Genomic DNA, 11,752 nt, shown 5'->3' on the forward strand with positions numbered 1-11,752 from the left:
GGGGTTTGCTCCCGATAGCGCAGTGTCAGTCACTCTATCCATGAGCTGACCCACCGCTATCGGAAGCAAGCCCCCTCCCACTTTTTTGCGCGTTGAAATCATTTCCCAATGCTTAGCCTGCTATCATTTGTAACCGTTGATTGCAGTTCGCAACACAAAAAGACAAGCCGCTCCCTAGAAGCCGCTGTCAACCCGTGACCACATGATGAGGTGCCCCATGTCTGATCAAGATCAAGACAACCCCCGGCGTGACTTTCTGCGCAAATCCTTGACCTTGATTCCGGTGGTCACGGTTGCCAGTAGCGGCCTTGGCGGTTCGATACTGATGGCAACGCCTGAACCTGCGCAGGCGGCGGTTGCCAAGCCTGTGGCCAGCGAAAAGGCCTACGAGCCTACTTATTTCACTGCTGAAGAATGGGCGTTTATCAACGCTGCCGTCGAGCGCCTGATCCCCGCCGATGAGCAAGGCCCTGGCGCCCTGGAAGCCGGCGCACCGGAATACATCGACCGCCAGATGAACACGCCATACGCCAGGGGGGCGCTGTGGTTCATGCAAGGCCCGTTCAACGCCGACGCCGCGCCGGAGATGGGCTGGCAGAGCAAATTGGTGCCCAAAGAGATCTACCGCCTGGGCATTGCTGCTGCGGATGCTTGGTCGAAAGCGTTCAACGGTAAATCTTTTGCGGCGCAAGACAGCGCTACCCGAGACGATATGTTGCGCCGCCTGGAGGCGGGCGGCAGCGAACTGGCTGCGCATTTCGAAGCGGTGCCGCCGAAGATGTTCTTCAACCTGTTGCTGCAAAACACCAAGGAAGGGTTCTTCTGCGACCCGATCCACGGCGGCAATAGAGGCATGGTCGGCTGGACCCTGATCGGCTTCCCCGGCGCCCGCGCCGACTTTATGGATTGGGTGGAACGCAACGAGCAATACCCTTTCCCGGCTGTTTCCATCCGCGGCGAGAGGGCATAAATGTGGCGACCATCATGAAGAAAGTCGATGCGGTGATCGTAGGCTTCGGCTGGACCGGCGCGATCATGGCCAAGGAGCTGACGGAAGCGGGCCTCAACGTGCTGGCGCTGGAGCGCGGCCCGATGCAGGACACTTACCCGGACGGCAACTATCCGCAGGTCATCGACGAATTGACCTACAGCGTGCGCAAGAAACTCTTCCAGGACATTTCCAAAGAGACCGTGACCATTCGCCATAGCGTGAATGACGTCGCCCTGCCCAACCGTCAGCTTGGCGCGTTCCTGCCGGGCAATGGCGTCGGTGGTGCTGGCCTGCATTGGTCGGGCGTGCATTTTCGCGTTGATCCCATGGAGCTGCGCATGCGCAGCCATTACGAAGAACGCTACGGGAAACACTTCATTCCCAAGGACATGACGATCCAAGACTTCGGTGTCAGCTATGAAGAGCTGGAGCCGTTCTTCGACTACGCAGAAAAAGTCTTTGGCACCTCCGGCCAGGCCTGGACGGTAAAGGGACAACTGGTAGGTGAAGGTCGTGGGGGCAACCCTTACGCGCCGGACCGTTCCAACCCATTCCCGTTACAAGCGCAGAAAAACACCGTCTCCGCACAGCTGTTTCAGAAAGCCGCCACCGAGGTGGGTTACAAGCCCTACAACCTGCCGTCGGCCAATACCTCGGGGCCGTACACCAACCCCTACGGCGCACAGATGGGGCCGTGCAACTTTTGCGGTTTTTGCAGTGGCTATGTTTGCTACATGTATTCCAAAGCGTCGCCGAACGTGAACATCCTGCCAGCGTTGCGTCAGGTGCCCAACTTCGAGCTGAGGCCCAATTCACACGTGCTTAAGGTCAACCTCGACAGCATCGGGAAAAAAGCCACCGGCGTCACCTATATCGACGCCCAGGGGCGCGAGATCGAACAACCGGCAGACCTGGTGATCCTTGGCGCGTTCCAGTTCCACAATGTGCGCCTCATGCTGCTGTCGGGCATCGGCAAGCCGTACGACCCGATCACCAATGAGGGCGTGGTGGGCAGGAACTTCGCCTACCAGAATATGGCGACCATCAAGGCGTTCTTCGACAAGGACACCCACACCAACAACTTCATCGGCGCCGGCGGCAATGGCGTGGCTTTCGATGATTTCAACGCGGATAACTTCGACCACGGCCCTCATGGCTTCGTGGGCGGTTCGCCGATGTGGGTCAACCAGGCTGGCAGCCGGCCTATCGCCGGCACGTCCAATCCGCCCGGCACTCCAGCCTGGGGCAGTGCGTGGAAGCGCGCCACCGCCGATTACTACACCCATCAGGTATCGATGGATGCCCACGGTGCCCATCAATCCTACCGGGGTAACTACCTGGATTTGGACCCGGTGTATCGCGATGCCTACGGCCTGCCGTTGCTGCGTATGACGTTCGACTGGCAAGAAAACGACATCAAGATGAACCGCTTCATGGTCGAGAAAATGGGCAAGGTTGCACAGGCGATGAACCCCAAGGCGATTGCTTTGCTTGGCAAAAAGGTCGGTGAGCACTTCAACACCGCTTCGTACCAGACTACCCACCTCAACGGTGGCGCGATCATGGGGACCGATCCGAAAACCAGCGCGTTGAACCGCTACCTGCAGAGCTGGGATGTGCACAACGTGTTTGTCCCAGGTGCGTCCGCTTTCCCACAGGGGCTGGGCTACAACCCTACCGGCCTGGTGGCCGCGCTGACCTACTGGTCGGCGCGGGCGATTCGCGAGCAGTACCTGAAAAATCCCGGCCCATTGGTTCAGGCATAAGGAGCGATGACTATGAAAGTATTTGTTGTCGCGACGCTTGCACTGCTCAGCAGCTGCTCGATAAGCGCGGCCGAAACCGACCTGATCAAGCAGGGCGAATACCTGGCCCGCGCGGGTGACTGCGTGGCGTGCCACACCGCCAAGGGCGGCAAACCCTTTGCTGGCGGGCTGCCGATGGAAACTCCGATCGGCGTGATTTACTCCACCAACGTCACCCCGGACAAGACCGGTCTGGGCGACTACAGCTTCGAGGACTTCGACAAGGCCGTGCGCCATGGCGTCGCCAAGAGCGGTAGTACGCTTTACCCGGCAATGCCCTACCCGTCTTATGCGCGCGTCAGCGAAAGCGATATGCAGGCGTTGTATGCGTACTTCATGAAGGGCGTGGAACCGGTTGCCCAGGCGAACAAGGACAGCGATATCCCTTGGCCCCTGAGCATGCGTTGGCCGTTGGCGGCGTGGCGCTGGATGTTTGCCCCTGAGGTGGCGGATTACCAGGCGCAGGCAGGGGCTGACCCGGTGATCAGCCGTGGCGCTTACCTGGTGGAAGGGTTGGGCCATTGCGGCGCGTGCCACACACCGCGCGCACTGACCATGCAGGAAAAAGCCCTGAATGGCACGGACGGCAGTGCGTTCCTGTCCGGCAGTGCACCGCTGGAAGGCTGGATCGCCAAAAACCTGCGCGGCGACCATAAGGATGGCCTCGGCAGTTGGAGCGAAGAACAGCTGGTGCAATTTCTCAAGACCGGTCGCAGTGATCGCAGCGCGGTGTTTGGTGGGATGAGCGATGTGGTGGTCCACAGCATGCAGTACATGTCGCAAGAGGACCTGACCGCTATCGCCCGTTACCTCAAGAGCCTGCCTGCTGTGGATCCCACGGATCAACCGCATCAGTACGATAAACAGGTGGCTGAGGCGCTGTGGAAAGGTGATGACAGCAAGCCGGGCGCGTCGGTGTATATCGACAACTGCGCGGCCTGCCATCGCACCGACGGCCATGGCTACACGCGTGTTTTCCCGGCACTGGCGGGCAACCCGGTGTTGCAGACGGCGGATGCCACCGCATTGATCCACATCGTGTTGAACGGCGGCACATTGCCGGCCACCCACACGGCGCCTTCCACGTTCACCATGCCGGCGTTCGCCTGGCGTCTGTCGGACCAGGAAGTGGCGGATGTGGTCAGTTTCATTCGTGGTAGCTGGGGCAACAAGGGGGCGCCTGTCACGGCGAGCGAGGTGGCTGATCTGCGCAAGAACGATATGCGCAGCACCTCGGGCGATGACTTGGGCCAGGTCACCCAAACGCACTGACCGCCAAACGGCACTGGTCAGAAGCCTTGCGCCTCGATACTGTATATAAAAACAGTATTGAGGCGCTTTTATGTCTACTTCGCTGCCGCCCCGTGGCCGGGGCACGGCCACTAACCTGCACAACCGCTTTGCGCCCACGGTCAGCGTGGCCGAGGACGACGGCTGGTACCAGGAAGTCCCGCCGACCCAGGGCACCGAAGTGCGCATCGAAACGGCCAAGACCATCATCACCCGCAACAATTCGCCGGATCTGCCGTTCGATCGCTCGATCAACCCTTATCGCGGCTGCGAGCATGGCTGTATCTACTGCTATGCGCGACCCAGCCATGCCTATTGGGACATGTCGCCGGGGCTGGACTTCGAAACCAAACTGATCGCCAAGAGCAATGCCGCCGACGTGCTGGAGCAACAACTGTCCAAGCCCGGCTACATATGCGCGCCAATCAACCTGGGTTCCAACACCGATCCGTACCAGCCTATCGAGCGTGAATACAGGATCACCCGGCAAACCCTCGAAGTGCTGCTGCGCTACCGACACCCGGTAACCATCATCACCAAGGGCTCGCTGATCCTGCGCGACCTCGACCTGCTCACCGAACTGGCGCGGCAGCGGCTGGTGGCAGTGATGATCAGCCTTACCAGCCTGGACGATGAGCTCAAGCGCATCCTGGAGCCACGTACGGCGGCGCCCAAGGCAAGGTTGCGGGCGATTCGGGTGATGCGTGAGGCGGGGGTTCCGGTGGGAGTACTGTGTTCGCCGATGATTCCGATGATCAACGACAGTGAGCTGGAAAGCCTGCTGACTGAAGCCCATGCCGCCGGTGCGCAAAGCGCGGCCTACATGATGCTGCGCCTGCCGCTCGAAGTGGCGCCGTTGTTCGAGGAGTGGCTGGCGGCGCATTACCCGCAGCGTGCGGCCCATGTAATGAGCCTGGTGCGGCAGGTGCGCGGTGGCGAGGTGTATGACAGCCGTTTCGGCGTGCGCATGCGCGGCGAGGGGCCGTTCGCCGATCTGCTGGCCCAGCGTTTCAGCAAGGCGATCAGACGCCTGGGGCTCAATCGCCGTGAAGGCTTCAACTTGGATTGCACAGCGTTCTGCCCACCCGGCAGGCAGATGGCATTGTTGTAGACTGATCAGGCCGTATGCACTGGCTTTGTAGGAATAGTCGCGTTTTGATATCACTGAAACCCGCGACCTAGAGCGGTTCATTCAGTTTGAGTTAAGTTTCGACGGTTACCTTGTTCAGCGAGTGACTGATGAGTCGGCATCTGGGTCTTTGGCGTTTAAAACTATTCCACTGGCCGAGCGTCGAACTGTCCTGAGCGCTCCCCCTGCATTAATCAAGAGGATGAATCATGAGTGACAAGGATAAACAGCCGTTGGCTGCGTCGGCTTCAGCCCCTCAGGTGGCGGAAACTGCCGATGCAGCGCTGCGACATATCGTTGACGGCTTTTTGCATTTCCATCACGACGTCTTCCCTCAGCAGGAAGAACTCTTCAAGAAACTCGCCACGGCCCAGAGCCCGCGGGCGATGTTCATTACTTGCGCCGACTCGCGCATCGTGCCCGAACTGATCACCCAGAGCTCGCCTGGCGACCTGTTCGTGACCCGTAACGTCGGCAATGTAGTGCCGCCTTATGGCCAGATGAACGGCGGCGTTTCCACAGCCATCGAGTACGCGGTGCTCGCCCTGGGGGTGCAGCACATCATCGTCTGCGGACACTCCGATTGCGGCGCCATGCGCGCGGTACTCAACCCCGACAGCCTGGAAAAAATGCCAACGGTCAAAGCTTGGTTGCGGCATGCCGAGGTCGCCAAGGCCATGGTCCACGACAACTGCGACTGCGCCAACGAAGGCGAGAGCATGAAGGTGCTGACCGAAGAAAACGTCATCGCCCAGTTGCAACATTTGCGCACCCACCCTTCCGTGGCTTCGCGCATGGCCAATGGTCATTTGTTTATTCATGGTTGGATCTACAACATCGAGACCAGCGAAATCCGGGCCTACGATGCAGACAAGGCGGCGTTCCGACCGCTGAACGGCACCGAGCCGATTCCGTCAGCGACGCCTAAAGCGCGCTTCTAAAACACTTCCCTGCCGGGTAATGCGGTGGCTGCCATGGACGCAGCCAGGCTTTACCGCGCCTGGCGAATGCCTCGGGAGAGTCATCATGCGTGCTGCTCAATTGAAAGCTGTATTGCCACGGGAGCTGCTCGCCTCGGTGGTTGTTTTTCTGGTCGCCCTGCCCTTGTGCATGGGGATCGCAATTGCGTCCGGCATGCCGCCGGCCAAGGGCCTGATCACCGGTATTATCGGTGGCCTGGTGGTGGGCTGGTTGGCCGGTTCGCCGCTGCAAGTCAGTGGCCCGGCAGCGGGTCTGGCCGTGCTGGTGTTCGAACTGGTGCGTCAGCACGGCATGCAGATGCTCGGGCCCATCCTGTTACTGGCAGGCTTTCTGCAACTGGTGGCCGGGCGGTTGCGCCTGGGCTGCTGGTTCCGCGTGACGGCGCCGGCGGTGGTGTACGGCATGCTGGCGGGCATCGGCGTGTTGATTGTGCTGTCGCAGGTGCATGTGATGCTCGACGGCGCGCCCAAGCCTTCAGGACTGGATAACCTGACCGGCTTCCCGGCGGCATTGGCCGAAGCTGTTCCGGCCTTCGGCGGCGGGCTCGGCTGGCAAGCGGGCCTGCTGGGTTTGGCGACGATGCTGGTGATGTACCTGTGGGATAAATTCCGCCCGCAGCGGCTGCGGTTCGTGCCGGGCGCCTTGCTGGGCGTTGGCCTGGCGACGGTCGCCAGTCTGGTACTGGCATTGCAGGTCAAGCGTGTGAACGTGCCGGAAAACCTTGCCGATGCCATCGACTGGCTACGCCCCAGCGATTTGCTCAACCTCGCCGACCCGCAGCTGCTGATCGCCGCATTCGCCGTGGCGTTCATCGCCAGTGCCGAAACTCTGCTCTCTGCAGCGGCTGTCGACCGTATGCACAGCGGCCAGCGCTCGGATTTCGATAAGGAATTGTCCGCCCAGGGTGTCGGCAACATGCTCTGCGGCCTGGTCGGCGCCTTGCCGATGACCGGCGTCATCGTGCGCAGCTCGGCCAATGTCCAGGCTGGCGCGACCACGCGCTTGTCGGCGATGTTCCATGGCCTGTGGCTGTTGGGCTTCGTGTTGCTGCTGTCCAGTGTGCTGCAAAGCATTCCGGTGGCGAGCCTGGCGGGCGTGCTGGTGTACACCGGGATCAAGCTGGTCGACGTCAAGGCGTTCAAAGCCCTGGGGCGCTACGGCCGGATGCCGATGTTTACCTATGCGGCGACGGCGCTGGCGATCATCTTTACCGACCTGCTGACGGGTGTGCTGGTGGGCTTTGGCCTCACGTTGGTCAAGCTGGCGTTCAAGGCGTCACGGCTGAAAGTCAGCCTGATCGACTTGCCTCAGGAGGGCGAGATGGAGCTGCGTTTGACCGGTGCCGCGACCTTCCTCAAAGTGCCGGCGTTGACCCAGGTGCTGTCGACGGTACCTGCGGGTGCCACGGTGCATGTACCGCTCAATAACCTGAGTTACATCGACCATTCCTGCCTCGAGTTGCTGGAGGAATGGGGGCGGGCCAATGCGGCGAAGGGTTCTAAGCTGGTGATTGAGGCGCGTGGGTTGAAGCGCCGGCTCGAGGGCCGGATTCGCACGACGACGGGGATCGGCTCGGCGCCATCAATCGGCTGACGGAACTGGATCAAAATGTGGGAGCAAGCCCCCTCCCACATTTGACCTGCGTACGGCGCAAGATTTAAGCCGGTTGATCCAGCGCCAGCTCAACCCCCAACTGCCGCGACAGGCACGGCCAGCGCTTCCAGGCGGCCTCGGTGTTCGGACTTTTCAGTTGCTCGCGATACGCTTCCACCGACTCCAGCGCAAAACTCTCGTCGTTAAGCATCTCATCCACCGCCAGATGCACAGCTTCGTCCAACTGATTGGCGAAATCTTCACCGATCAACTGATGGGCTATCACGTTGGCCACGGTGGTATCCGCCGGAATCAACGGCTGGCCGAAATGCTTGATATACACATCGTTTACTTCTTCCACCAGACGATGGGCCAGATAGGCCTCGTCCAACAGACTGTCCAGGCCTTCGTGGCCTGCCAGGATCGCCGGAGGCTGCAGAAAGAAATGCTCGGCAATTTTCAGCACCGGCTTGATCTGGCTTTCGATCCCGGCTTCGCGAGCCACGTCATTGGCAGCATCGAGCAACTCCGGGACGAGGTCGATGTAGGCGGTGACAAAGCGGGCCATGACCACGTTGCGATCACCCTCAGCCAGGGAAATGGCTGCATGCAGGTGCGGCAATTGTGTTTCAAGTTGCAGGGCAAGCTGGCCCGTTTTGGCTTCGTGTTGATGGGCACGGGAAATCTGCTCGCGCAATGCGGCGGTGTTCATGGACGCTCCAGTGATGCGGTGTAGGAAGAAGGAGAAGACAAGGTAGCTCGTTTATACGAGCGCCTAAGACGCATTTGTCATAATTATTTCATGGTTATGCGCGGGTGTTATATCGAATTGCCATCGTTCGTCGGAAAAACGATTCCGCACCCCGGTTTTATTGGGGTTTATCGATCATTTTCGCTCATTTGCCCCTACACATTGCGGGGTTGCCCACCCTGTCTATACTCGGATTTGTAGGCAATTTGCTGATGACGCCAGACTGCATGAGCAGGCGAGGCTAAGCGGTTGTAAGCAGTATGGAAGCCGCTCCCTTCGACGCAGGTGCAAACCGGCGGGATAACAAGAACGATAAGGGGAACCCGCAATGACGCGACATCCACAGGTTTGGATGGGCCTCCTGTTGTGGTCGGTATTCGGCCAGGCACATGCCGCCTGGACAACGAATATGGCGCCAGGGGCGACAGAAGTCAGTCACGCTGTGTTCGACCTGCACATGACCATTTTCTGGATATGTGTGGTGATCGGCATCATCGTGTTTGGCGCCATGTTCTGGTCGATGATGGTGCACCGGCGCTCCACCGGCCAGGTGGCGGCCAAGTTCCACGAGAGCACCACCGTGGAAATCCTCTGGACGGTCGTGCCCCTGCTGATCCTCGTTGCGATGGCTATTCCGGCGACCAGGACCCTGATCAACATCTACGACAGCAGTGAGTCGGATATTGATATTCAGGTCACTGGCTACCAATGGAAGTGGCATTACAAATACCTGGGCCAGGACGTTGAGTTCTTCAGCAACCTGGCCACGCCTGCCGAGCAAATCCATAACCAGGCCACTAAAGGCGAACACTACCTGCTGGAAGTCGATCAGCCGCTGGTGTTGCCGGTGGGTGCCAAGGTGCGTTTCCTGGTCACCGCCGCTGACGTGATCCACTCGTGGTGGGTGCCGGCCTTTGCGGTCAAGCGCGACGCCATCCCCGGGTTCGTCAACGAGGCCTGGACCCGTATCGAGAAGCCTGGCATCTACCGTGGCCAGTGTGCGGAGCTATGCGGCAAGGACCACGGCTTCATGCCCATCGTGGTCGAGGTCAAGTCCAAGGCGACTACGACACCTGGCTCGGCCAGCGCAAGGAAGACGCCGCCAAGCTCAAGGAGCTGACTTCCAAAGAGTGGACGCGCGAAGAACTGGTGGCCCGTGGCGACAAGGTTTATCACACAACGTGCGTGGCCTGTCACCAGGCCGAAGGCCAGGGCCTGCCGCCGATGTTCCCGGCGCTCAAGGGCTCGAAAATCGCCACCGGGCCTGCCGCCGATCACCTGAGCATCGTCTACCACGGCAAGCCCGGCACCGCCATGGCCGCATTCGGCAAGCAACTCTCGGAAGTGGATATCGCCGCCGTAGTGACCTACGAGCGCAACGCCTGGGGCAACAACAAAGGCGACATGGTCACGCCTAAAGACGTGCTGGCCATCAAGCAGGCGGAAAGCAAATGACGCACTTCATTGCGATTGCCTCGACCCGCCCCGCCCATTCGTTTGCAGGAGAACGGCCATGAGCGCTGTAATCGATGACCATGGCCACGCCAGTGACCATGCCCACGGTCCCGCCAAGGGTTTGATGCGCTGGGTGCTGACCACCAACCACAAAGACATTGGCACGATGTACCTGTGGTTCGCCTTCGCGATGTTCCTGCTGGGTGGTTCGTTCGCCATGGTGATCCGTGCCGAGTTGTTCCAGCCCGGCCTGCAGATCGTCGAGCCGGCGTTCTTCAACCAGATGACCACCATGCACGGCCTGATCATGGTGTTCGGCGCGGTGATGCCGGCCTTCGTCGGCCTGGCCAACTGGATGATCCCGTTGATGATCGGCGCGCCCGACATGGCCCTGCCGCGCATGAACAACTTCAGCTTCTGGCTGCTGCCAGCGGCGTTCCTGCTGCTGGTCTCGACGCTGTTCACGCCGGGCGGCGGACCGAACTTCGGCTGGACCTTCTACGCCCCGCTTTCCACCACGTATGCGCCGGAAAGCGTGACGTTCTTCATCTTCGCCATTCACCTGATGGGCATCAGCTCGATCATGGGCGCGATCAATGTGGTCGCCACCATCCTCAACCTGCGCGCCCCCGGCATGACCTTGATGAAAATGCCGCTGTTCGTGTGGACCTGGTTGATTACCGCGTTCCTGCTGATTGCGGTGATGCCGGTGCTGGCCGGTTGCGTGACCATGATGCTCATGGATATCCACTTCGGTACCAGCTTCTTCAGTGCGGCCGGTGGTGGTGACCCGGTGTTGTTCCAGCACGTGTTCTGGTTCTTCGGCCACCCCGAGGTGTACATCATGATCCTGCCGGCCTTCGGCGCCGTCAGCTCGATCATCCCGACCTTCTCGCGCAAGCCGCTGTTCGGCTACACCTCGATGGTCTATGCCACGGCGAGCATCGCGTTCCTGTCGTTTATCGTGTGGGCGCACCACATGTTCGTGGTCGGCATCCCACTGGTGGGCGAGTTGTTCTTCATGTACGCCACGCTGCTGATCGCCGTGCCCACGGGGGTCAAGGTGTTCAACTGGGTCAGCACCATGTGGCAGGGCTCGCTGACGTTCGAGACGCCGATGCTGTTCGCGGTAGCCTTCGTGATTCTGTTCACCATCGGCGGGTTCTCCGGGCTGATGCTGGCGATCGCCCCTGCGGATTTCCAGTACCACGACACCTATTTTGTGGTGGCGCACTTCCATTACGTACTGGTGCCTGGCGCGATTTTCGGGATCTTCGCCTCGGCCTACTACTGGCTGCCGAAATGGACCGGCCACATGTACGACGAAACCCTAGGCAAGCTGCACTTCTGGCTGTCCTTCGTGGGCATGAACATGGCGTTCTTTCCCATGCACTTCGTCGGGCTGGCCGGTATGCCGCGACGAGTGCCGGATTACAACCTGCAGTTCGCCGATTTCAACATGGTGTCGTCGATTGGGGCGTTCATGTTTGGCGCCACGCAGATCTTCTTTTTGTTCATTGTGATCAAGTGCATCCGTGGCGGCGCGCCGGCACCGGCCAAGCCGTGGGATGGCGCCGAAGGCCTGGAGTGGAGCATCCCGTCGCCGGCGCCGTATCACACCTTTACCACGCCACCGGAGGTCAAATGAGCACCGTTCTGTGTCGCGAGCGCGGTCAGTGTGGGAGGGGGCTTGCCCCCGATGGCTATCTCACAGCCAATGATGATGTCGACTGGCACACCGCGATCGGGAGCAAGCC

General features: G+C 60.3%; 8 protein-coding genes and 1 pseudogene. 8 read left to right on the forward strand and 1 reads right to left on the reverse strand.

Annotated features, from left to right (window positions below; all coding sequences use genetic code 11):
• The first annotated feature begins 217 nt into the window (after positions 1 to 217).
• The 6 genes from JWR98_RS16935 to JWR98_RS16960 all read left to right on the forward strand — a co-directional run bounded on the left by JWR98_RS16935 (position 218) and on the right by JWR98_RS16960 (position 7,789).
• Positions 218 to 970, forward strand: a complete 753-nt coding sequence (locus tag JWR98_RS16935) for a gluconate 2-dehydrogenase subunit 3 family protein (RefSeq protein WP_205490605.1) — start codon at positions 218 to 220, stop codon at positions 968 to 970.
• 2 nt (positions 971 to 972) lie between these two features.
• Positions 973 to 2,757: a GMC oxidoreductase gene (locus JWR98_RS16940; RefSeq protein ID WP_205490607.1), complete on the forward strand. Its 1,785-nt coding sequence runs from the start codon at positions 973 to 975 to the stop codon at positions 2,755 to 2,757.
• 12 nt (positions 2,758 to 2,769) lie between these two features.
• Complete coding sequence (locus JWR98_RS16945) at positions 2,770 to 4,068, forward strand: cytochrome c (RefSeq protein ID WP_205490610.1); 1,299 nt, start codon at positions 2,770 to 2,772, stop codon at positions 4,066 to 4,068.
• Positions 4,069 to 4,138: 70 nt separating this feature from the next.
• Positions 4,139 to 5,197 (forward strand): PA0069 family radical SAM protein, encoded by a 1,059-nt coding sequence (locus JWR98_RS16950; protein WP_205490611.1) that lies wholly within the window; start codon positions 4,139 to 4,141, stop codon positions 5,195 to 5,197.
• Between the two features lie 227 nt (positions 5,198 to 5,424).
• The gene (locus JWR98_RS16955; protein WP_078735367.1) at positions 5,425 to 6,156 is read left to right on the forward strand and encodes a carbonic anhydrase; all 732 of its coding nucleotides are present in this window, start codon (positions 5,425 to 5,427) and stop codon (positions 6,154 to 6,156) included.
• 85 nt (positions 6,157 to 6,241) lie between these two features.
• Complete coding sequence (locus tag JWR98_RS16960; protein WP_078735368.1) at positions 6,242 to 7,789, forward strand: SulP family inorganic anion transporter; 1,548 nt, start codon at positions 6,242 to 6,244, stop codon at positions 7,787 to 7,789.
• Positions 7,790 to 7,853: 64 nt separating this feature from the next.
• Here JWR98_RS16960 and JWR98_RS16965 read toward each other — a convergent pair whose 3' ends face one another.
• The gene (locus tag JWR98_RS16965) at positions 7,854 to 8,501 is read right to left on the reverse strand and encodes a hypothetical protein (protein WP_205490612.1); all 648 of its coding nucleotides are present in this window, start codon (positions 8,499 to 8,501) and stop codon (positions 7,854 to 7,856) included.
• A gap of 367 nt (positions 8,502 to 8,868) precedes the next feature.
• Here JWR98_RS16965 and coxB point away from each other — a divergent pair.
• Together coxB and ctaD are read left to right on the forward strand one after the other, a co-directional pair.
• A pseudogene (gene coxB, locus JWR98_RS16970) lies at positions 8,869 to 9,995 on the forward strand (cytochrome c oxidase subunit II).
• A 58-nt stretch (positions 9,996 to 10,053) separates the two neighbouring features.
• On the forward strand, positions 10,054 to 11,643 hold the full coding sequence (gene ctaD, locus JWR98_RS16975) for a cytochrome c oxidase subunit I (RefSeq protein ID WP_078735371.1): 1,590 nt from the start codon (positions 10,054 to 10,056) through the stop codon (positions 11,641 to 11,643).
• Positions 11,644 to 11,752 lie beyond the last annotated feature (109 nt).

This window comes from Pseudomonas lactucae, assembly GCF_016937615.1.
Taxonomy (GTDB): Bacteria; Pseudomonadota; Gammaproteobacteria; order Pseudomonadales; family Pseudomonadaceae; genus Aquipseudomonas; species Aquipseudomonas lactucae.

Coding starts and splice junctions, on each gene's coding strand:
- ctaD (WP_078735371.1), top strand. CDS start 10,054: ATGAGCGCTGTAATCGATGACCATGGCCACGCCAGTGACCATGCCCAC.
- JWR98_RS16955 (WP_078735367.1), top strand. CDS start 5,425: ATGAGTGACAAGGATAAACAGCCGTTGGCTGCGTCGGCTTCAGCCCCT.
- JWR98_RS16960 (WP_078735368.1), top strand. CDS start 6,242: ATGCGTGCTGCTCAATTGAAAGCTGTATTGCCACGGGAGCTGCTCGCC.
- JWR98_RS16935 (WP_205490605.1), top strand. CDS start 218: ATGTCTGATCAAGATCAAGACAACCCCCGGCGTGACTTTCTGCGCAAA.
- JWR98_RS16965 (WP_205490612.1), bottom strand. CDS start 8,501: ATGAACACCGCCGCATTGCGCGAGCAGATTTCCCGTGCCCATCAACAC.
- JWR98_RS16950 (WP_205490611.1), top strand. CDS start 4,139: ATGTCTACTTCGCTGCCGCCCCGTGGCCGGGGCACGGCCACTAACCTG.
- JWR98_RS16945 (WP_205490610.1), top strand. CDS start 2,770: ATGAAAGTATTTGTTGTCGCGACGCTTGCACTGCTCAGCAGCTGCTCG.